Origin of the sequence: Pseudomonas sp. BS3782 TE3695 (genome assembly GCF_050435305.1) — a bacterium.
Classification (GTDB): Bacteria; Pseudomonadota; Gammaproteobacteria; order Pseudomonadales; family Pseudomonadaceae; genus Aquipseudomonas.
This window is the reverse complement of sequence record NZ_JBNDKB010000001.1, coordinates 3,922,120-3,944,364: the sequence shown is the minus strand read 5'-3', so window position 1 is coordinate 3,944,364 and position 22,245 is coordinate 3,922,120. Positions and strand designations below refer to the sequence as shown.

18 protein-coding genes are annotated in these 22,245 nt (G+C 58.8%); 11 read left to right on the top strand and 7 right to left on the bottom strand.

Features of this window, described 5'->3' with window-relative positions; translation table 11 throughout:
* The first annotated feature begins 2 nt into the window (after window positions 1-2).
* Window positions 3-1,304 (top strand): ATP-binding protein, encoded by a 1,302-nt coding sequence (locus ABH909_RS17795; RefSeq protein WP_429435576.1) that lies wholly within the window; start codon window positions 3-5, stop codon window positions 1,302-1,304.
* 181 nt (window positions 1,305-1,485) lie between these two features.
* Here ABH909_RS17795 and pncA read toward each other — a convergent pair whose 3' ends face one another.
* Complete coding sequence (gene pncA, locus ABH909_RS17790) at window positions 1,486-2,115, bottom strand: bifunctional nicotinamidase/pyrazinamidase (protein ID WP_429435574.1); 630 nt, start codon at window positions 2,113-2,115, stop codon at window positions 1,486-1,488.
* A gap of 242 nt (window positions 2,116-2,357) precedes the next feature.
* On the opposite strand from pncA, the gene ABH909_RS17785 reads away from it, so the two are divergent.
* Both ABH909_RS17785 and nudC read left to right on the top strand, forming a co-directional pair.
* Entirely contained in the window at window positions 2,358-3,170 is an 813-nt protein-coding gene (locus ABH909_RS17785) for a crotonase/enoyl-CoA hydratase family protein (RefSeq protein ID WP_429435572.1), read from the top strand.
* 6 nt (window positions 3,171-3,176) lie between these two features.
* Window positions 3,177-4,007, top strand: coding sequence for an NAD(+) diphosphatase (gene nudC, locus ABH909_RS17780; protein WP_429435569.1), 831 nt, complete (start codon window positions 3,177-3,179; stop codon window positions 4,005-4,007).
* On the opposite strand, the gene ABH909_RS17775 is transcribed toward nudC, so the two are convergent.
* The 3 genes from ABH909_RS17775 to ABH909_RS17765 all read right to left on the bottom strand — a co-directional run bounded on the left by ABH909_RS17775 (window position 3,975) and on the right by ABH909_RS17765 (window position 6,142).
* Entirely contained in the window at window positions 3,975-4,754 is a 780-nt protein-coding gene (locus ABH909_RS17775; RefSeq protein ID WP_008067915.1) for a TSUP family transporter, read from the bottom strand. The two genes, nudC and ABH909_RS17775, sit on opposite strands and share 33 nt — an antisense overlap.
* A gap of 292 nt (window positions 4,755-5,046) precedes the next feature.
* A complete protein-coding gene (locus ABH909_RS17770; protein WP_008012921.1) occupies window positions 5,047-5,523 on the bottom strand; it encodes a DUF1348 family protein in 477 nt (158 codons plus the stop codon).
* A gap of 55 nt (window positions 5,524-5,578) precedes the next feature.
* Window positions 5,579-6,142: a TetR/AcrR family transcriptional regulator gene (locus ABH909_RS17765; protein WP_429435566.1), complete on the bottom strand. Its 564-nt coding sequence runs from the start codon at window positions 6,140-6,142 to the stop codon at window positions 5,579-5,581.
* 215 nt (window positions 6,143-6,357) lie between these two features.
* Between ABH909_RS17765 and pssA the strand changes: the two genes are divergently transcribed.
* The 8 genes from pssA (at window position 6,358) to ABH909_RS17725 (ending at window position 18,821) form a co-directional block, all read left to right on the top strand.
* Window positions 6,358-7,701: a CDP-diacylglycerol--serine O-phosphatidyltransferase gene (pssA, locus tag ABH909_RS17760; protein ID WP_429435563.1), complete on the top strand. Its 1,344-nt coding sequence runs from the start codon at window positions 6,358-6,360 to the stop codon at window positions 7,699-7,701.
* A 132-nt stretch (window positions 7,702-7,833) separates the two neighbouring features.
* The gene (locus tag ABH909_RS17755; RefSeq protein WP_429435560.1) at window positions 7,834-11,523 is read left to right on the top strand and encodes a hypothetical protein; all 3,690 of its coding nucleotides are present in this window, start codon (window positions 7,834-7,836) and stop codon (window positions 11,521-11,523) included.
* Between the two features lie 166 nt (window positions 11,524-11,689).
* Window positions 11,690-12,706, top strand: coding sequence for an AraC family transcriptional regulator (locus tag ABH909_RS17750; RefSeq protein ID WP_429435558.1), 1,017 nt, complete (start codon window positions 11,690-11,692; stop codon window positions 12,704-12,706).
* Between the two features lie 273 nt (window positions 12,707-12,979).
* Window positions 12,980-14,644, top strand: a complete 1,665-nt coding sequence (locus ABH909_RS17745; RefSeq protein ID WP_429435555.1) for an AMP-binding protein — start codon at window positions 12,980-12,982, stop codon at window positions 14,642-14,644.
* 16 nt (window positions 14,645-14,660) lie between these two features.
* Window positions 14,661-15,422: an SDR family NAD(P)-dependent oxidoreductase gene (locus ABH909_RS17740; RefSeq protein ID WP_429439962.1), complete on the top strand. Its 762-nt coding sequence runs from the start codon at window positions 14,661-14,663 to the stop codon at window positions 15,420-15,422.
* A gap of 12 nt (window positions 15,423-15,434) precedes the next feature.
* Window positions 15,435-16,628: an acetyl-CoA C-acyltransferase gene (locus tag ABH909_RS17735; RefSeq protein WP_192342986.1), complete on the top strand. Its 1,194-nt coding sequence runs from the start codon at window positions 15,435-15,437 to the stop codon at window positions 16,626-16,628.
* Window positions 16,629-16,773: 145 nt separating this feature from the next.
* Window positions 16,774-17,901: an acyl-CoA dehydrogenase gene (locus ABH909_RS17730; RefSeq protein ID WP_095634009.1), complete on the top strand. Its 1,128-nt coding sequence runs from the start codon at window positions 16,774-16,776 to the stop codon at window positions 17,899-17,901.
* Window positions 17,902-18,047: 146 nt separating this feature from the next.
* The gene (locus ABH909_RS17725; RefSeq protein ID WP_429435552.1) at window positions 18,048-18,821 is read left to right on the top strand and encodes an enoyl-CoA hydratase; all 774 of its coding nucleotides are present in this window, start codon (window positions 18,048-18,050) and stop codon (window positions 18,819-18,821) included.
* A 126-nt stretch (window positions 18,822-18,947) separates the two neighbouring features.
* On the opposite strand, the gene ABH909_RS17720 is transcribed toward ABH909_RS17725, so the two are convergent.
* From ABH909_RS17720 to ABH909_RS17710, 3 genes are all read right to left on the bottom strand, one after another.
* Complete coding sequence (locus ABH909_RS17720; protein WP_008072412.1) at window positions 18,948-20,099, bottom strand: acyl-CoA dehydrogenase family protein; 1,152 nt, start codon at window positions 20,097-20,099, stop codon at window positions 18,948-18,950.
* Window positions 20,100-20,102: 3 nt separating this feature from the next.
* Window positions 20,103-21,209 carry an enoyl-CoA hydratase/isomerase family protein gene (locus ABH909_RS17715; RefSeq protein WP_429435549.1) on the bottom strand — a complete coding sequence of 369 codons (1,107 nt, stop codon included), beginning with the start codon at window positions 21,207-21,209 and terminating at the stop codon, window positions 20,103-20,105.
* 242 nt (window positions 21,210-21,451) lie between these two features.
* Complete coding sequence (locus ABH909_RS17710; protein WP_429435546.1) at window positions 21,452-22,147, bottom strand: HPP family protein; 696 nt, start codon at window positions 22,145-22,147, stop codon at window positions 21,452-21,454.
* Window positions 22,148-22,245: the final 98 nt, after the last annotated feature.

Sequence of the window (22,245 nt, the reverse complement as noted above, 5' to 3'; positions counted from 1 at the left end):
CGATGTTCAGAATTCTGTTTCGCCTCTATCTGGTGACTATCGTCTCGTTCAGCGCGGCGATCTACTTGGTGCCGGACCTGGTCATCCAGGTTTTCCATGAGCGTTTTGTCACCTACAACCTCGACTATTCCCGAGGTTTGCAAACGCTGATCGTCAAGCAGTTTCGCGCGGTGCCTATTGAGCAGTGGCCGGCGCTGGCAGACGAAATGGACAAGGAATTCCAGCCGCTGGACATTGTGCTGGCCCGTAACGATGACGCCGAATTTACTCCGGATGAACGTGCGCGCTTGCAGCGCGGGGAAAACGTCGTGCGCATCGGCGATTGGGGCTGGCGCACCTTGGCCGTGGCGCCGTTGAACGAGCAACTGGTCGTGAAGATGGTCGTGCCGCCGGACCCGACGGACGTCAGTTGGTTGTACTGGAGCATCAATGTGCTGATCGGCGCCACCATGCTCGCCTGTCTGTTGCTGTGGCTACGCCCGCACTGGCGCGATCTGGAACGCCTCAAAGGCACCGCCGAACGCTTTGGCAAGGGGCACTTGAGCGAGCGCACACAGATTTCCCCCAGCTCCAACATCGGTAGCCTGGCCCACGTGTTCGACACCATGGCTGGCGACATCGAGAACTTGCTCAACCAGCAACGCGATCTGCTCAACGCCGTGTCCCACGAACTGCGCACACCACTGACACGGCTGGATTTCGGCCTGGCCCTGGCGCTATCCGATGACTTGCCGCCCCCCAGCCGTGAACGTCTACAAGGCCTGGTCGCGCACATTCGTGAATTGGATGAGCTGGTGCTGGAATTGCTGTCTTACAGCCGTTTGCAAAACCCGGGGCAGCTGCCGGAACAGGTCGATGTGTCGCTGGATGAGTTCATCGACAGCATTTTGGGCAGCGTCGATGAAGAGCTTGAGTCACCGCAAATCGTGATCGATGTGCTGCTTAACGGCCAGCTCGAACGCTTCTCACTGGACCCGCGCTTGACCGCCCGGGCGATCCAGAACCTTCTGCGCAACGCCATGCGCTACTGCGAAAAACGGATTCAGATCGGCGTGCAGGTGTGCCCCAAGGGCTGTGAGATCTGGGTGGATGACGATGGCATCGGCATTCCGGAAGAAGAGCGGGAGCGGATTTTCGAGCCGTTTTATCGGCTGGACCGCAGCCGGGATCGCGCCACTGGCGGGTTTGGTCTGGGCCTGGCAATCAGCCGCCGGGCGCTGGAAACACAGAGCGGCACACTCACCGCACAAGCTTCGCCGTTGGGGGGAGCTCGGTTCCGACTCTGGTTGCCGACACCTGTCTGAATCTTTCACCGTCCCTGTGGCGAGGGAGCTTGCTCCCGCTGGGTCGCGAAGCGGCCCCGAAATCTGACACCGCGGGCTTCAGACAGGGCGCGGGCTTCTGTTTTGCGACTGCTTCGCAGCCGAACGGGAGCAAGCTCCCTCGCCACAAGGAGTCATTGCCCATGGAGCTATGCATAATCGTTCAGCCAAGCAATTCGGTTGATGGAATCAACCCGATCCCAGCCACCTGCATCCGGTCAATTGCCGCCGCCAGCGACCCATCCAGATCAATCGCCCGACACGCATCCATCACCACAAACGCATTGAACCCCGCCGCCCGCGCATCCAGCGCAGAAAACATCACGCAGAAATCCAGTGCCAGCCCGACCATGTAAACCGTGTCGATACCGCGCTCTTTCAGATACCCGGCCAAGCCTGTGGTGGTGGTTCGATCCGCCTCCAGAAATGCCGAATAACTGTCGATGTCCGGATTGCAGCCTTTGCGGATGATCAGTTGGGCGTGGGGCAGGTCCAGTTTCGCGTGGAACTCGGCGCCGGGTGTGTCCCGTACGCAATGCTCAGGCCAGAGCGTCTGTTCACCATAAGGCAACTGAACTACATCGTAAGGTTTGCGCCCAGGGTGGCTGGAAGCGAATGAGGCATGGCCGGGCGGGTGCCAGTCCTGGGCAATGATGACCTGCTTGAACTGGCGGCTGAGACGGTTGATCAAGGGTACGATCAGATCGCCCTCCGGCACCGGTAATTGACCACCAGGAATGAAGTCGTTCTGTACGTCGATAACCAGCAGGGCTGCTCGTGAAGAAATTGGCATGGGTGGGGCTCCTCCTTGGAAAGTCAGGCGCAAGCATAGTGACAAGTTTGCTCGTGTGCTAAGGCGGGCTCTCAATAATTTCGGTGGTGCGGGCAATCGGGAGCAGGCTCGCGATGAGGTCAACCCAGACGCTAAAGAACCTGAAACCAGTCCCGCATTTGGCCGAACCGCTGCCTTACTGTCGGCACGGATGCCTTGTTATAGTTCGGGCCTCATATTCTGCCCGGTAAAGGATCACTGCCATGTCTCAATACACCGCCTTCAGCGTCGAACTGGCCGATAACATCGCCCATGTGCAGATCAACCGCCCGGAAAAGATCAATTCGATGAACGCCGCGTTCTGGAGCGAGATCATCGAGATTTTCCAGTGGATCGACGATACCGATGAAGTCCGTGTGGTGGTGCTCAGTGGTGCCGGCAAGCATTTTTCTTCGGGCATCGATCTGATGATGCTGGCCGGTGTGGCCAATGAACTGGGCAAGGATGTCGGCCGCAATGCGCGTCTGCTGCGGCGCACGATCCTCAGGCTGCAGGCCTCGTTCAATGCCGTCGACAACTGTCGCAAGCCGGTACTGGCGGCGATTCAGGGTTATTGCCTGGGTGGCGCCATCGATCTTGTTTCAGCCTGCGACATGCGTTACGCGGCCGAGGATGCGCAATTTTCCATCAAGGAAATCGACCTCGGCATGGCGGCCGATGTGGGCACTTTGCAACGCTTGCCACGGATAATCGGTGACGGCATGCTGCGTGAACTGGCTTACACTGGTCGCACCTTTGGCGCCGACGAAGCGCGCTCCATCGGCCTGGTCAATCGTGTCTACAGCGACACCGCCAGCCTGCTTGAAGGTGTGATGGGCATTGCCCGTGAAATCGCCAGCAAGTCGCCGATTGCCGTCACTGGCACCAAAGAGATGATCAGCTACATGCGCGACCATCGCATCGACGACGGCCTCGAATACGTCGCCACCTGGAACGCCGCCATGCTGCAATCCACCGATCTGCGCGTGGCGATGGCCGCCCATATGAGCAAACAGAAACCCGAATTTCTGGATTGATTAACCATGATTTCACGCTGGACCACCGCAGTACTGGACACCGATCAACCCGGCGGCTGGGCCGTGGCGCGCAGCCCTGAAGGCTTTTTGTTCGATGACAATGGCGCGTTGTTTCCACGCGAATGGCTCAAGCGCCAGGACCTGTCGATTCTCGCCGAGCATGGCATCGGTCACCTGGATGGCGAACCGGTCTACCTGCTGGAGCTGCGCAGCCACAGCGAAGTACCGGGTTGCAACTGGAAAGGCCTGCGAGCGTTTATGCTCGAGGGCGATCACACCGTCTACAAGGTGCTCGGCTACGCCGCGCAAATCGGTACATGGGCCCGTGAACACCGTTTTTGCGGCAATTGCGGGCAGGTGATGAGCCAGGTGCCGCGTGAGCGGGCGATGTACTGTGAGCCGTGTGATATTCGCCACTATCCGCGCATTTCACCGAGCATGATTGTGCTGGTGACCCGTGGCGACGAGGTTCTACTGGCTCGTTCGCCGCGTTTTGTCACCGGGGTCTACAGCACGTTGGCGGGGTTTGCCGAGCCGGGTGAGTCGGCCGAGGACTGCCTGATTCGCGAGGTCCGCGAAGAGGTGCAGATCGAGGTCAAGAACATCCAGTACATGGGCAGTCAGTGCTGGCCATTCCCGCATTCGATGATGCTCGGTTTTCACGCCGAGTACGCCGGCGGCGAGATTGTCTGTCAGGAGGACGAGATCGAAGACGCCCAGTGGTTCAACGTGCACGAGCTGCCGCCGTTGCCGGCGTCACGCTCGATTGCCCGTTACCTGATCGACGTTTATGTGGCGCGGCGCTTAGGCCACACTGAACCAGTGCTGCCAGGCTAGCCGGACGGTCAAGCCGAGCACCACGGTGATGAACACTGGGCGAATGAATTTCGCACCGCCGCTGATGGCGGTGCGCGCGCCGAAGAAGGCGCCGACCATCACCGACAGGCCCATGCTCAGGCCGATGATCCAGTCCACCTGCCCGGAAAAGATGAACACCGACAACGCCGCGATGTTGCTGACGAAGTTCATGCTGCGCGCCACGCCGCTGGCCTTGACCAGGTCGATGGGGTAGAGCAGCAGGCTGCTGACGGTCCAGAACGCACCCGTTCCCGGGCCGGCCACGCCGTCGTAGAAACCGAGGCTGAAGCCTTGGGTAGATTGCCACTTCTTCTTGATCGGTGCGTCACTGTCCAGCGGCGCCTTTGGTGTGCCGCCGAACAACAGATACAGACCGCAGGCAAACACGATCACCGGCAGCATCTTGTTCAGCCATTCCGCCGGCAGGTAATGAGCGACCACGGCACCGGTGAGTGCGCCCACCAACGTGCCGACAATGGCGTGCATCCATTGCCGTGGATGGAACAACTTGCGCCGGTAGAAGGTGAAACTGGCAGTGGCCGAGCCGAAGGTCGAACTGAGCTTGTTGGTGCCCAGCACCAGGTGCGGTGGCAGGCCGGCGGTCAGCAGCGCCGGGGTGGTCAACAGACCGCCACCGCCGGCGATGGCGTCAATGAAACCGGCAATGAAAGCGACGAGAGCCAGAACGGCCAGGGTAGTGAGGTCAACGCTGAGTTCGAAAGGCATGGAATGGGCTTATTCGGCAGGGCGCAGAAGATGGGCTGCGGGGGGGGGGGGAAGGCGGGTATCTTACCCACATCCAATCTCTGCGGCGACCGGTCTGGGGCAATGCATTTGTAGGAGCTGCCGAAGGCTGCGATCTTTTGACTTTGCTTTTTAAAATCAAAAGATCGCAGCCTTCGGCAGCTCCTACAGGGGGAATGTTCACAGGGCCGGGGCGGTGTCACATTCAACAAAAATGTTGTCTGTGACATCGCCATCGCGGGCAAGCCCGCTCCCACATTTGAACGGTGTGAACCTACAGACCCAGATCAGACAAGCCCGGGTGATCATCCGGTCGGCGGCCCAGCGGCCAGTGGAACTTGCGGTCGCTTTCCTTGATCGGCATGTCGTTGATGCAGGCGTAACGGTTGAACATCAAGCCGTTCTCGTCGAACTCCCAGTTCTCGTTACCGTAGGAACGGAACCAGTTGCCCGAATCGTCATGCCATTCGTAGGCATACCGCACGGCAATACGGTTATCGCCATGGGCCCAGAGTTCCTTGATCAGCCGGTAGTCCAGTTCCTTGGCCCATTTACGGGTCAGAAAACCTTTGGCTTCTTCGCGGTTGTGAGCGAACTCGGCGCGGTTACGCCACTGGGTGTCCAGGGTATAGGCCAGAGACACCCGTTCCGGGTCTCGGGAGTTCCAGCCATCTTCGGCCAGGCGAACTTTTTCGATGGCCGATTCACGGGTAAACGGCGGCAATGGCGGACGAACTTCGGCAGTAGACATATCAAGTCTCCCTATCAAATTAATGTTCCAGCAAGTTGTCGGCTTATTTAAAGTGTTACAGGTCCAATAACTTTCGCGCCATGCATTGCGCATTATCGGCGGCACTGTGATCACCCATCACAAGCGCTACGGTAATGGCACCGTCGATCAGGATCAGCAGCTGTCTGGCCAGCGTCTCCGGGTCTGTTGCACCATGTTCGGTACAGAGCTCGCACAAGTAGTCGAGCAGTTTCTGTTTGTGGTCTTTGGCAACCAGGCGAACCGGGTCTTGCGCATCGCCGGTTTCGCCGCTGGTGTTAATGAATGCGCACCCGCGAAAACCTTCGGAGGCGAACCAGGTCTTGAGCACGGTAAACAGGTTGAGCAGCCGGTCGGCCGAGCTCTCGGCCTTGCCGACTTCGCTTCGGTACCAATTCATCCAGCGCACATCGCGGCGTTGCAGGGCCGCGACGGTGAGCTCCTCCTTGTTGGCGAAGTAGCGGTAGATGCTTTTTCTGGAAACGCCGGCGGTTTTCACCAGGAGATCCATGCCGGTGGCAGCGATGCCACTTTTGTAGATCAACTTTTCGGTGACGTCCAGAATGATGTCGCGTGTGTCGTTGCTAGTGATTTCGTTCATGTGGCTAACAGTAGAATGATCGTTCTCCTTGGTCAAGCAATTATTTTTGGCGCCCATAAAATTGCCTTCGCGAGCAAGCCCGCTCCCACAGGGAATGCATTTCAAATGTGGGAGCGGGCTTGCTCGCGAAGAGGCCATTACAGACAGTAACAAGACCCAAACCCTTCCATGGTGTAAGCTCTCGGGCTCTTCGGATTCGACCCTTTGCGAGCCCTATGCCGTCGCTTTTCAAACGCTCTCTGCTGCCTAAACTGCGCAGTTTTCCGCTGACCGCCGATGCCGTCACCATCCTCTCTGGCGCCGCCGAGTTCCGTCGTTGTCTGCTGGAGCAAATCGCTCAGGCAACCCGACGCATCTATATCGTCGCGCTGTACCTGCAACAGGATGAGGCCGGGCAGGAAATCCTCGATGCCCTGCATGCCGCCAAACTGGCGCGCCCGGAACTGGACGTGGTGGTGATCGTGGACTGGTTACGCGCCCAGCGCGGCTTGATCGGTGCCGGCAAGCAGCCGGGCAACGCGGCGTGGTATCAGGAAATGACCCGTACCCACGAAAGCGTTGTGCCGGTGTACGGCGTGCCGGTGCAGACCCGCGAGCTGTTCGGCGTGCTGCATTTGAAGGGCTTCGTGATCGATGATTGCGTGCTCTACAGCGGCGCGAGCCTGAACAATGTTTACCTGCATAAATTCGGCAAGTACCGCTTCGATCGTTATCACCTGTTGCAGAATCACGCGTTGGCCGATTCGATGCAGCACCTGATCCAGCATGGCCTGATCGCCTCCAAAGCGGTGCATCGCCTCGACTTGCCGAACCTGCCGACCACCCGCAGCTTGCGTCACGACATCGGCGACTTGCGCAGCCGTTTAAAGCACGCGGCATACGACACCACGGCAGGCAGCACGGTGAAGGGCGATTTATCGGTCAGTCCATTGCTCGGTGTGGGCAAGAACAACCCGTTGAGTCGGGTGATTTGCGAGCTGATCGCCAGTGCGCAACATCAGCTGACCATCTGCACGCCGTACTTCAACCTGCCGCTGGCCGTGACCCGGGAAATCAATCGGGCGCTGGCGCGGGGCGTGAAGATCGACATCATCGTCGGCGACAAAACCGCCAACGATTTCTACATCCCGCCCAGCGAACCGTTCAAGGTAATCGCGGCGCTGCCCTACCTTTACGAGATCAGCCTGCGACGCTTCGCCAAGCGCCATCAGCGCAGTATCGACAGTGGCAAGCTGAACCTGCATTTGTGGAAAGATGATGACAACACCTATCACCTGAAGGGCATGTGGATCGATCAGCGCTATACCTTGCTGACCGGCAACAACCTCAACCCGCGTGCATTCCGTCTCGACCTGGAAAACGCGTTGCTGATCGATGATCCGAAAGGCGAATTACTGGCGCCGCGTGAAAAAGAGCTGGCGGAGATTTTCCTGCACACCCACCGCATCGAGCGGTATCAGGATCTGGAAACGCTGCCGGATTATCCGGCGGGGGTTGCCAGGTTTCTTCGGCGCGTCAGTCGGGTGCGGATTGAACGGTTGCTCTATCGGATTCTGTAAACCTATACGGGGTTGTGGCCCGAGAGAACCAGGCACAGGGGTCATTAGCGGCAGAGCGTAATTTTATAGTTCCTTTCAGGGGTGCGTTTTAGGCTGACGCGCCATACATTCATGTGAAAGGAATCTAAAAAGATGCTCGCGTCTTCTGCCGCTGCCGCTGCCGCTGCCGCTGCCAGCGCCACCCGTACCATCGCATCATCTCAATCCGAACGTGATTCTCCAGCACAGACCCAGTTGTCCAGGTCGCTATCGGGCACCCAAAGCACCTCGCACCAGCTACAGCTCGTTCCATCGAACCCGGGCATGACGCGTGCCGAAGAGCGCGCGGCCAGGGTGCTCGACCTCACGAGCGGTTCAGATGTCACTGCACCGGCGGATCGAGCGCTACAAGCACTCATGCTCGGACAATTGGAGGCCAATCAAAATATTCCATTGCTTGCCACGCCAGGCAGTCTGATCGAGAGGCCATTGGATCTCTACAAACAAGCCGTGAACGACCCAAAGGTGCTTGCTTGGTTCGAAGCCAAAGGTTTGACGCTGAGCACATTGAACATTCAAGAATGCTCAATATCAGCCAATGTCACCCTTAACGGCGTGAGTACCACAGAAACGTTTACCGTATGGGATAACTCGGGATGGTGGCGGGTAGCAGCGCAAGTTCTAGCCGCCCGGCAAGTCCTTGATCCGGGAGACTTCGGTTTACCGTATGTGAATGATGATCGGAAACTTATTCCGTGTAACGTAATGCTGGATTTTTATGGGGTGGTACCGCCGGCTTCAGATGAGGAAGCCAGTGCACTTGCTAGCCGCCTGAAACTGGAGGGATGGCCTGAGATCACGACCGATGAAAAGGTCGAACTCGATAAAGAGTGTCAATGCGCCAAGGAGTCGATCAGAGAGGCGAAGGCACGAGAAACGCTGATCAATGAATTGGTTAGTTTGGTGAAGGATCAGCCGGACGACGAAGACCTCAAGTTGTCCAATAAATACAGTGAAAGTGCCGGCGACTCTCCGCTGGCGCACAAGAGCTTGGCAATTGTTCATCATTTGAATAATTTTTTCGCGCAGCCGCAAATGATTGCCCTTTCTGAGCGCGAACGCATCGACTTCAATTCACTGCCTGTCAGGATTAGTGAAAACAAAATCGAGGTCTTTGTTGACGGGTCAGAATGGTATGACCTGACGGCCCTGGTCACCCGCCAACGCCCATTGGTTGCACCGTTCAACAACTTGCTGCGCATGGTCAGGGATACGGGCAATGCGCTGTACGCTCCACTGTGCTTCGACTTTAAACAAATATTGTCTTTCAGCGGATTTGGCGCTGTGAACACCGCGGGTGAAGTCCGCAACATCATCCGATGGCTACAAGCTTCATTGCCACAGGCAACCCCACTGGGCGACTACGGTGCTGAGTTACTGGCGAACTCCCCGTCACTGGTACGACTGACTGCGGCCGAACGAGCGAAAATTAAGGCGAGCGATTTTTTGAGCGATGGCAGCTCGATTATTGATGAATTGGGCGCTGACTTGTTACCCGGCACATCCGTTGAATTCAGGCGCAACAATGCCGATGAGTTGTTGAACAAGATGTTTGCAAAAGACCAAGCCGATTCCTGGGGGCTCCAATTGCTCCAGGAACTGCACTGGTATGGTACCGGGCAAACGGCTGCGCCCGAGCACTATCAAAAATTGTTGCTGGCAGCGATCAAACTGGTCGTCGATCCTGACGCCTGCGGTAAGCCCGGAATCATCGCAGGTTACGACGTTTACCAGGCAGGAAACCTGGGGCGTGATCTCACGGTGGTACGGACAGAGATTGAACAGCACCTGATCGAACACAAGGGCGTAAGTTCTCTGTCGGCACCCCTGATTGCGCATTTGTTTCTGGCAGATGCAGCGCCAGAATTTCTCGCGCAGGATCTCAATAAGGGCATTCAGGTGGGCAATGCGGCCTGGATGGCCCTGAGCCTGGGGATCGCCATTGCTGAGGTTCTGGCTCCCGGGTGTTCACGAATCATGACCCCTGACCAGTTGATGTCGCTTGCGCTGCTTGAACCCACGACACCCGAGCAGGAACTGTTGTTCAAAAGTCTTGCCGCCGACATTTCAATTATATGGGCCGTCATGAATGGCGTTATACAACGTCGTGCAGATTGCGCTTACTCTTCCCAGGATTACGAGACAGCAGCGCAGAAATTTGCAACCCAAAGAAAGGATCTTTCTGAGGCGCTGAAAGGATTTACGCTCGAACTGCATACGCGTAGGGAGCTTGCGGCTTTAGAGCTTCGGATCGCCTTTCCAAAAACACCCAAGGCACTAACGGAGGCCGAGGCGCAAGAGCGGCCACTGCCGGCGGTAGTTCAGGTTCCCATCGAGAACATAATACTCGGGCCTCGGCAGCACGAAGAACTCGGCACAGATAATAAGGCGCCCACGAAATCGATCGTCGAGGCTTATATGGACGAGGACACTCCAGGCGATTGGGAAATGTGTGATGTGCAGATGCCAAATATGGACTTTGACTCCGGCTGGACCAAATTGCCCCTTCTAAAGGACGCTTTCAGTAACTCCGTGGATGTTTTTTTTAATGCGCGAAAACAAAGCTTTATCACCGCGACCAAATCCCTGATTGCGACCTTGCCGTTGGAAGATCGTCAGAGCCTTGAGTGTGGGGAAGTGCGGTTTTTTACGTTGCGCGAAGAAACGGGGAAGCTTAAAGAAGATGAAACATCGACGGACCGGGCAAGTTTCCGCGGTCGCCAAGGAACGCTGTTGCGCACTGAATACCAGGACGGCGAGCGGAGAAACGTTAGCTACTTCGAAGTGTTTCCTGGGCGGATGTTAATCATCAAACGCACGGATTTGCCGGAGGAGTTGCCACTAAACGGCAATATGAAAATCGAAAAGGCCCGGGTGAGTAGAGGAGGGCCGGTCAACGTTGACGTACAACGTGGAACCGAATTGCGGTTTGACTTTGATGCCTATGCAAAAGGTTTCGAACCGATAGAAGGTGCTAAGTCGAAAAAGCTGATTATCGAAGAACTGGGTGGAAGCCTTCCCGCCAGCACAGCGCAAGTGAATATCCGTGGGTCCGTGCCGAACAGTTACTTCTCACAAAGGACCTCGGACATTGTCGACAGAATCATTAACGGCAATCTTCTTCAAGGAGAGCGGGACTTTTTATTTGAAAAAGCCAAAGGCACTACCACCGCAGAAGAAAATCGGGCGTACCGGGAAAAAGTCACGAATTTCCTGTTGCAGCTCATTCCGTTCGTGGGTTGTACGGAAGATTTGCGGTCGGGGGATCGAATGCGTTTCATCAACGGTGCCTTCGGTTGTTTTACAGACCTGGTTTCCAGCCTGGGCACGGTGGCCGGGGGGGTGGGCAAACTGTCGACGGTGTTGAAGTCGATCACCCCTATCAGAGCCAAGGCCTTTGAAGTCATCAAACTTGCCGGGCAGACCACGGTTTCATTGGTTAACCCGCTGGATGGGGTTTCAGGCCTTGTCGCAGGCGGCGCAAGAACCTTGGGCGGTTTCGCCAGGCTCTGCAAGAGTGGGATGTTTACATTGGCGGGGACGGGTATTGGAAGTCTGCAGACATGTCTGGACCGTCTCAGGGGATGGTTTGGAGGTTTTGCCAGCGGAGCCGCTGGGGCCGTGCAACCCAATCGGATGAACACTTTTATCAATCAGGTCACCGGTACTGTCGACGGTTCCGAAATAACGGCCATTCGAGACAATGGAAAATGGTACGCGTTGGATAAAACCGGTAGCCCGATTGGCCGGGCACTCGATAACTTCATAGTGCTGACAGCTTAGGAGTCGTTGGAAAAACCTTGACGAGACCCCATCCGCCAAGCGGAAATCCTGCGACTGACTGTTGATGTCAGTCGCAGGCCGGTTATGTTGCCAAGGCTGCGATCTTTTGACCTTGGCTGCGCTAATATGCCCACCACTCAAACAACAACAGGGCACATCTCGCGCAATGTCGGAAAAAGACACTATCGCCATTCAACTGGTGCGTGAAGCGCTGCTGCAAAGTTGTGCCCCCGGCGTTGCCACCGAAGAGGTGTTGAACAAGGTCGGCATCGATCCTGCGCTGCTGCAAACCAGCGACGCCCGTGTTCCGGCCACTGCTTATGCGAGGCTGTGGCGCTTGTTGGCCCGGCGCGGGGACGATGAATTTTTTGGCATGGACCCGCGCAAACTCAAGGCCGGCAGCCTTGAGTTTCTGTGTCGCTGCTCCATGGCTCAGCCGACTCTGTCCGCCGGGCTGACCTCGGGCCTGAGCTTTTTGTCATTGATGCTCGAGCGTCTGCCCGCGCAACTGGTGCGTCAGCAAAGCCTGGCGGAAATCGTCCTGCTGGAGGACGACGAAGACCCGCGTCGTGCCTTCACCTATTTCACTTACTGGATGATCGTGCATGGCGTGGCCTGCTGGCTGGCAGGGCGGCGGATCCCGATCCTGGCCATCGAGTTGCGTTGTCCGGCACCGGATTTTTGTGATGATTACCGGGTGATGTTCTCCGAGAACCTGCGGTTCGACCGGCCGCGCACGCGGATGATTTTCTCGGCTGACTGCCTGGATTTGCCGATCAAGCGCAGCCCTGAAGAGCTCAAACGCTTCCTGGCCCATGCGCCGGCGAACATTCTGGTCAAATACCGCGATCCCGAGAGCCTGGCCAGTCGGATCAAACACGATCTGCGGCAACTGCCCGCCGAGCACTGGCCGGAAACCGAGGCGCTGGCGCAACAACTGTGCATGTCGGCCTCGACCCTGCGCCGGCGCCTGGCCGAAGAGGGCCAGACGTATCAGGGGCTCAAGGACAGCGTACGCAAGGAATTGGCCATCGTCTGGCTGGCCGAGCCTGCCATCAGTTTCGCCGAAATCGCCACCCGTTTGGGATTTGCCGATACCAGCTCGTTCTACAAGGCGTTTCGCAAGTGGTCGGGGTCTAATCCTGGGCATTATCGGAGTTTGATTCTTAACGAAGCCACTTGACGGAATTCGCTCCCGTAGGAGCTGCCGAAGGCTGCGATCTTTTGATCTTGATTTTGTGCGGTTCTCGATTCAGTCAGAAGATCAGAATCAAGAGATCGCAGCCTTCGGCAGCTCCTACAGGGATCATCTACAGCCGCCACATCCTTCGACCTTGGCCAAACCAGTCACCCAACTTGATAGCTTTGACCATTGTCCCGCTCCCCGCGCAGAGCGAGTATTTCCCTGTTGTTTACGGTTCCCCCAGCCTAATAAAAACACACAGGGATTCTGGCAATGCGCGATTACTTGTCTGCTACGTCACAGTTCAATTATCAGCACACCGTCGATGCCGCGCTCACCGGGTCGTTGAGCGCGCTCAACGCCTGCGTTGAGTGTTGCGACCGGCATGTCTTGCCGGGGCGCATCGCGCTGTTCTGGGAAGGCCGCGATGGCAGCAGCGCGACTTACACTTTCAGCGACTTGCAGGACAAAGCCGCGCGGTTTGCCAATTTCCTGCTGGCCCAGGGCGTGAAGAAGGGCGATAAAGTCGCCGGCCTCCTGCCTCGCAACATCGAATTGCTGATCACCGTGTTCGCCACCTGGCGCATCGGCGCGGTCTATCAGCCGCTGTTTACCGCCTTCGGCCCGAAAGCCATCGAACATCGCCTCAACAGCTCCGGCGCCGCAGTCGTAGTAACCGACGCCGTCAATCGCCCGAAACTCGCTGAAGTGGCCGACTGCCCGACCATCGTCACCGTTGGCGGCCCCAAGGGGCAGGGCATCGTGCGGGGCGATTTCAGTTTCTGGGCCGAACTGGCCAATTATTCCTGCGAGTGCGAACCGGTATTGCTGACCGGCGAAGACCCGTTCCTGCTGATGTTCACCTCGGGCACCACCGGGCCGTCAAAAGCGCTGTCGGTGCCGCTCAAGGCGATCGTCGCGTTCCAGAGCTACACCCGTGACGCGGTGGATTTGCGCCCTGAAGACGCATTCTGGAACGTCGCCGATCCGGGTTGGGCCTACGGCATCTATTTCGGCGTCACCGGACCGATGGCGATGGGGCACCCGATCACCTTTTACGATGGCCCGTTCACCCTCGAAAGCACCTGCCGGGTGATCAACAAATACGGGATCACCAACCTCACTGGCTCGCCGACGGCCTACCGCTTGCTGATTGCCGGTGGCGATGAATTCTCCCGCTCGATCAAGGGCAAGCTGCGCATCGTCAGCAGCGCCGGCGAGCCGCTGAACCCGGAAGTGATTCGCTGGTTCGCCGATAACCTCGGCGTGGTGATCCACGACCATTACGGCCAGACCGAACTGGGCATGGTGTTGTGCAATCACCATGGCCTCGATCATCCGGTGCACGTCGGCGCTGCCGGTTTCGCCTCACCGGGCCACCGCATCGTGGTGCTCGACGACGAATACAAAGAACTGGGCGTCGGCCAGCCCGGCATTCTGGCCATCGACCGCACTCAGTCGCCAATGTGCTGGTTCGGCGGCTACGAAGGCGCGCCGACCAAGGCGTTCGTCGGCAATTATTACCTGAGCGGCGACACCGTCGAGTGGAACCCGGACGGCAGCATCAGCTTCGTCGGCCGCAGCGACGACGTGATCACCACCTCCGGCTACCGCGTTGGCCCGTTCGACGTGGAAAGCGCGCTGATCGAACACCCGGCGGTGGTCGAGGCAGCGGTGATCGGCAAGCCCGATCCGGAACGCACCGAGCTGGTGAAAGCTTTCGTCGTGCTCAGCCCGCAATACCGCGCCGAACCAGCACTCGCCGAGGAGTTGCGCCAACACGTGCGCAAGCGTCTGGCGGCGCACGCGTACCCCCGTGAAATTGAATTTGTCAGCGAATTGCCCAAAACCCCGAGCGGCAAATTGCAGCGCTTTATCTTGCGCAACCAGGAAATCGCCAAGGCTCAAGAGGCCGCCGCGAAGAACGTTTCAGCTTGAATCCAAGGAAACAATGATGCAGATCGAAAACAAGGTTTTTCTCGTCACCGGCGGTGCGTCCGGCCTCGGTGCCGCCACCGCTGAAATGCTGGTAGCTGCTGGTGCCAGGGTCATGTTGGTGGATATGAACGCCGAAGCCGTCGCGGCCCAGGCTGCACGTCTGGGCGCGCAAAGCGTGGTGGCGGATATCAGCAATGAATCGGCGGCGCAAGCGGCGGTGCAGGCGACGGTCAAAGCGTTTGGCGGCCTCAATGGTCTGGTCAACTGCGCCGGTATCGTGCGTGGCGAGAAGATCCTCGGCAAGAACGGTCCTCATGCGCTGGACAGTTTTAGCCAGGTGATCAACGTCAACCTGATCGGCAGCTTCAACATGCTGCGTCTGGCGGCGGCGGCGATTGCCGAAACTGAAGCTGACGAAGACGGTGAGCGTGGGGTGATCATCAACACCGCGTCGGCCGCGGCCTTCGACGGCCAGATCGGTCAGGCCGCGTATTCGGCATCGAAAGGCGCGATCGTCAGCCTGACCTTGCCCGCCGCCCGTGAACTGGCGCGCTTCGGTATCCGCGTGATGACCATCGCCCCGGGCATTTTCGAAACGCCGATGATGGCCGGCATGACCCCGGAAGTGCGCGAGTCTCTGGCCGCTGGCGTGCCGTTCCCGCCGCGTCTGGGCAAGCCGGGCGAGTACGCCGCGCTGGTCAGGCATATCATAGAAAACAGCATGCTCAACGGCGAGGTCATCCGTCTCGACGGTGCCTTGCGCATGGCCGCCAAATAAGGAGGATTTGTCATGACACTTTCCAACGATCCGATTGTTATTGTCAGCGCCGTCCGCACCCCGATGGGCGGTTTTCAGGGCGAACTGAAAAGCCTGACCGCGCCGCAGCTGGGCGCCGCGGCGATTCGTGCTGCCGTCGAACGCGCCGGTGTCGCCCCTGAATCCGTAGAAGAAGTGCTGTTCGGCTGCGTGCTCTCCGCCGGCCTCGGCCAGGCGCCGGCGCGGCAAGCGGCACTGGGCGCCGGGCTGGATAAGTCGACCCGTTGCACGACACTGAACAAGATGTGCGGCTCGGGCATGGAAGCCACGATCCTGGCTCACGACATGCTGATCGCCGGCAGTGCCGATGTGGTCGTTGCCGGGGGCATGGAAAGCATGTCCAACGCGCCATTCCTGCTGGACCGCGCCCGCAGCGGTTACCGCATGGGCCACGGCCGGGTGCTTGATCACATGTTTCTCGACGGCCTGGAAGATGCCTACGACAAGGGGCGCCTGATGGGCACCTTTGCCGAGGATTGTGCTGAAACCAACGGCTTTACCCGTGAAGCTCAGGACGCGTTTGCCATTGCTTCGACCACCCGCGCGCAACAGGCGATCAAGGACGGCAGCTTCAACGCCGAGATCGTGCCGCTCACCGTGACCGTCGGCAAAGAGCAGGTGCTGATCAGCCATGACGAACAGCCGCCGAAAGCCAAACTGGACAAGATCGCCTCGCTGAAACCGGCGTTCCGCGATGGCGGCACTGTGACGGCGGCGAACTCCAGTTCGATCTCCGACGGCGCGGCGGCATTGGTGTTGATGCGCCGTTCCGAAGCAGAGAAACAAGGCCTGAAACCGCTGGCGGTGATTCACGGCCACGCCGCGTTTGCCGATACGCCGGGGCTGTTTCCGGTGGCACCGGTGGGCGCGATCAAGAAGCTGATGAAGAAAACCGGCTGGTCGCTGGACGAAGTCGAGTTGTTCGAAGTCAACGAAGCGTTCGCGGTGGTGAGTCTGGTGACCATGACCAAACTGGAGATTCCCCACGAGAAGATCAACGTCCACGGCGGTGCCTGTGCGTTGGGTCACCCGATTGGTGCGTCCGGCGCGCGGATCCTCGTGACCTTGCTCTCGGCCCTGCGCCAGAAAGGCCTGAAACGCGGCGTTGCAGCGATCTGCATCGGCGGCGGCGAAGCCACGGCCATGGCCGTGGAATGCCTCTACTAAGGCCCGCATGGTTTCTGTAGGAGCTGTCGAGTGAAACGAGGCTGCGATCTTTTGACTTTGCTTTTTAAAGATCAAGATCAAAAGATCGCAGCCTCGTTGCACTCGACAGCTCCTACAAGGGCAACTGTATTTTTAAGGACTTGGCATGATTCCCAATGACGAACAACTTCAGATCAGCGACGCGGCCCGGCAGTTTGCCCAGGAACGGCTGAAACCGTTCGCCGCCGAATGGGACCGCGAACATCGCTTCCCCAAGGAAGCCATCGGCGAGATGGCCGACCTGGGCTTCTTCGGCATGCTGGTGCCGGAGCAGTGGGGCGGTTGCGACACCGGTTACCTGGCTTATGCCATGGCGCTGGAAGAAATTGCTGCGGGCGATGGCGCCTGCTCGACCATCATGAGCGTGCACAACTCGGTGGGTTGCGTGCCGATCCTCAAGTTCGGCAACGACGAGCAGAAAGAACGCTTCCTCAAGCCACTGGCCAGCGGCGCGATGCTCGGTGCGTTTGCCCTGACCGAACCGCAAGCCGGTTCCGACGCCAGCAGCCTGAAAACCCGGGCTCGGCTGGATGGCGATCACTACGTGCTCAACGGCTGCAAGCAGTTCATCACTTCCGGGCAAAACGCCGGGGTGGTGATCGTGTTTGCGGTGACTGATCCGAGTGCCGGCAAACGCGGCATCACAGCGCTGATCGTACCGACCGATTCGCCAGGCTACAAAGTCGCGCGAGTCGAAGACAAACTCGGTCAGCACGCCTCCGACACCTGCCAGATCCTCTTCGAGGATGTGAAAGTCCCGGTGGCCAATCGACTGGGCGAGGAGGGCGAAGGCTACAAGATCGCCTTGGCCAACCTCGAAGGCGGCCGTGTCGGCATCGCCTCACAATCGGTGGGCATGGCCCGCGCCGCGTTCGAAGCGGCCCGCGACTATGCTCGTGAACGCGAGAGCTTCGGCAAGCCGATCATCGAACACCAGGCGGTGGCCTTCCGGCTGGCGGACATGGCCACCCAGATCGCCGTCGCCCGGCAGATGGTGCATTACGCGGCGGCATTGCGCGACAGCGGCAAACCGGCGCTGGTCGAAGCGTCCATGGCCAAGCTGTTCGCTTCGGAAATGGCCGAGAAGGTTTGCTCCTCGGCGTTGCAAACCCTTGGCGGTTACGGTTACCTGAACGACTTCCCGCTGGAGCGGATCTACCGCGACGTGCGGGTGTGCCAGATCTACGAAGGCACCAGCGATATTCAGCGCATGGTCATTTCGCGCAATCTTTGAGAAGGAACCGCTGTAGGAGCTGCCGAAGGCTGCGATCTTTTGATCTTGTTTTTGTGTCGCACTTGATGACGCCAGAAGAGCAAGATCAAAAGATCGCAGCCTTCGGCAGCTGCTACGGGGGATCGAGTGTTTATCAGGAGTCATATATGAACTACGAAACGATTTTGCTGGAAACCCAAGGCCGCGTCGGCCTGATTACCCTCAACCGTCCGCAAGCCTTGAACGCGTTGAATGCGCAAATTGTCAGCGAACTGAACCATGCCCTCGATGGCCTGGAAGCCGATTCGAACATCGGTTGCATCGTGCTGACCGGCTCGAAAAAAGCCTTCGCCGCCGGTGCCGACATCAAGGAAATGGCCGAGCTGACCTATCCGCAGATTTATCTCGACGACTTGTTCAGCGACAGCGATCGGGTGGCCAACCGCCGCAAGCCGATCATCGCCGCAGTCAACGGTTTCGCCTTGGGCGGTGGTTGTGAACTGGCGTTGATGTGCGACTTCATTCTGGCGGGCGACAACGCCAAATTCGGTCAGCCGGAAATCAACCTCGGCGTGCTGCCGGGCATGGGCGGCACTCAGCGTCTGACTCGCGCAGTGGGCAAGGCCAAGGCCATGGAAATGTGCCTGAGCGGACGTTTGATCGATGCCGTAGAAGCAGAGCGTTGCGGCATTGTTGCGCGGATCGTGCCGGCGGATGAGTTATTGGAAGAAGCCCTGAAAGTCGCGGCACTGATTGCCAAGAAGTCGCTGCCGATTGCGATGATGGTCAAGGAAAGCGTCAACCGCGCCTTTGAAGTCAGCCTGTCGGAAGGCGTGCGTTTTGAGCGTCGGGTGTTCCATGCGGCGTTTGCCACGCAGGATCAAAAGGAAGGGATGGCGGCGTTTATTGGCAAGCGTGAGGCGCAGTTCCTGGGTAAGTGATGTAGCGTTCTCACGGACGCCTTCGCGAGCAAGCCCGCTCCCACATTAGTCCTGCGGTGTACACAGCATTTGTGAACACCCAAGATCAAATGTGGGAGCGGGCTTGCTCGCGAAGCTTTTTAGGTGTCACACCAGATAATTTTTCAACTCCCGGGCAATCACCATCCGCTGTATCTCGCTCGACCCTTCATAAATCTGCGTGATCCGCGCATCCCGGTAGTAACGCTCCACCGGGTAGTCTTCCAGATACCCATACCCGCCATGAATCTGTATCGCCGACGAGCAGACCTTCTCGGCCATTTCCGAGGCAAACAGCTTGGCCTGTGAAGCCTCCGACAGACACGGTTTGCCAGCACTGCGCAAGCGCGCGGCGTGCAGGATCAGCAAGCGTGCGGCGTTCAGTCGGGTGTGCATGTCGGCCAGCATATTGGCGATGCTCTGGTGCTCGATGATCGGCTTGTCGAACTGCACCCGATCCCGTGCATAAGCCAGCGCCGCTTCGAACGCTGCCCGGGCGATGCCCAAGGCTTGCGCAGCAATGCCGATGCGGCCGCCTTCGAGGTTGGAGAGGGCGATGGCCAGTCCTTTGCCACGTTCGCCCAGCAGATTGGCCTCGGGAACGGTGCAATTGTTCAGGGTCACGGCGCAGGTATCGGAAGCGCGGATGCCCATCTTGTGTTCACTGCGGTCGACGATGAAACCCGCGGTTTCGGTCGGCACCAGGAACGCCGAAATGCCGCGCTTGCCCAGCTCCGGATCGGTCACGGCAAACACAATCGCCAGTTTCGCCCGTTTGCCGTTGCTGACGAATTGCTTGGCGCCGTTGATCACCCACTGGCCGTCGCGCAATTCGGCGCGGGTGCGCAGGTTATGCGCTTCGGACCCGGCCTGGGGTTCGGTGAGGCAGAAGCAGCCGATGGCCTGGCCGCTGGCAAGATCCGGCAACCATTGCTGTTTCTGTTCTTCGGTGCCGTAGTTGAGCACCGGCCCGCAGCCCACGGAATTGTGGATGCTCATCAGCGCACCGGTGGCGCCGTCACCGGCGGAAATCTCTTCCACCGCCAAGGCGTAGGCGACGTAGTCGACATAAGTGCCACCCCATTCCTCGGGCACCACCATGCCCAGCAGACCCAGTTCACCCATCTTCGCCACCAGACCATCATCGATCCAGCCGGCCTTTTCCCAGGCTTGTGCATGGGGCGCGATTTCGCCACGGGCAAAATCCCGGGCCATGTCGCGGATCATCACTTGCTCTTCGCTCAATTCGATATCGTGCATGGCTCAGCTCCAGCTTGGGTCGAACCCGGTGAAAAAACTCGCCACGTGCTCGGCATCCAGCGCCTGCAAGGTCGGCGGGTTCCAGCGCGGATTCTTGTCTTTATCGATCAACAAGGCGCGCACGCCTTCGATCAGGTCGCCGCGTTCGAACCACTGACGATCCAGATGCAGTTCGAGGGCGAAGCACTGTTCCAGGCTCAGGTGCCGACCGCGCCGCAGCATTTCCAGGGTCACGCCCATGGCCAGCGGTGAACGGCTTTCCAGCAGGTCGGCGGTGGCCGTGGCCCACTCGTGGCTATCGGCGAAGGTCACTGCACGCAGTTGTTCCACCATACTCGGCACATCGGGCAGGGCGAAGAAGTGATCGATGGCCGGCCGCAACGCCGCCAGGGGCGCTACCGGCAGTTGCTGTACGGCGAGTTTCGCCAGCACACCTTGCAGGTCCTTGAGCGGCGTGTCGTGCCATTGGAGGTGATCGAGTTGCTCGTCCAGCGCGCCCAGGCTGGCGCTTTCCAGGTACCAGTCAGCCAGGCCGCAATAGAGCGCATCGGCGGCACGAATCTGCACGCCGCTGACCCCGAGATAAATGCCCAGCTCACCGGGGATGCGCGGCAAGAAGTAACTGCCGCCAACGTCCGGAAAATAACCGATGGCCACTTCCGGCATCGCCAGGCGGCTGCGTTCGGTGACCACCCGCAAATCGGCGCCTTGCACCAGCCCCATGCCACCGCCCAGCACAAAGCCGTCCATCAAGGCCAGGACCGGTTTGCGATAGTGATGGAGGGCGAGGTCAAGGGCGTATTCCTCGACGAAGAAGTCTTCGTGCAGGGTGTCGCCGTTTTTGAAACTGTCATACAGCGAGCGGATATCGCCGCCGGCACAGAACGCTTTCTCACCAGCGCCGCGCAACATTACCGCATGTACTTGCGGATCCTGTGCCCAGGCATCGAGCTGCTGTTGCAGGCTGCGCACCATGTCCAGGGTAATGGCGTTGAGGCCGGCGGGGCGATTGAGGGTCAGGTGACCGATGTGATTGCGAACCTCGGCCAACACTTCGTTTTGCGTGGCATCCATGGACTGTGTTGTCGGGGATGAAACCTGAGCAGTCATCACTAACTCCCTGCTTTTATTGTTCTTTATAGAGAAGCTCGCGCGCGAGCGATGGAGGATCGTAACAGTGCAAATTTGTGATGTACAACCGGCATATGTGCAGGGTTAGTTTGCGTTTGTGCCTTAAAGCAAGATCAAAAGATCGCAGCCTTCGGCAGCTCCTACGGGATTGGTGTTCATGCGCAAAATTGCGGTGCACATGGACCACGTAGGAGCTGCCGAAGGCTGCGATCTTTTGATCTTCACCGCTTGTTGGCAAATACATCTCCGATACTGCGCCGCCTGGCATGCAACTCGCTGGCATGGATCAACTGCTCGAGGTCCTCGGGGGTGACGTCGTAGAAGGCCTCCATGTCGGCTAGGGCCAGTTTCAGATCCGCGGCGGTGATCGCCTGACTGTCGGGGACGGGCATCATCGGCGCCGGTTCAGCGGGACGTTTGGGGTAACGAATGCGCGTCAGATTGTTGTACGCCAATGCGCTGAGCAGCATCGTCGAAGCGCTGAGCATCACCGGGCCGAGGGCTTTCCACTCCAGGGCGATGGTCGCCGGGTCTGCTATCACCATAAGCAACGCCAAGGCACCGGCCGGTGGGTGCAGGCAACGCAGCCAGCACATCAGAATCAACGCCATGCCCGCCGCCAGGCAAGCGCTGCCGAGGGTGCGTCCGAGCACATGAGCCACCAGCAGCGAGACCACTCCCGCGCAAAGGTAACCGCCAAGAATCGACCACGGCTGGGCAAGCGCGCCCGAGGACACAGCGAACAACAGCACCGCCGAGGCGCCAAGTGGCCCGATCAGATGCAGCGCCACTTGCATGCCGAATACCTGACTGCAGAGCCAGACGCTGAACATCGTGCCCAGTGACATACCGATGGCGGCGCGGCTCCATTCTGAAGGGCGGGTGTTGATGGCGGCAGGTAACCAGCGAGCGAACATGAGGCAAACGGTCCATAAAAAATCGAGGCAAAAAAAAGGCTTAGCTGGGATACCCAGAAAGCCCTTGAAGTAGTTCCAACTATTGGGGGAGGAACGGC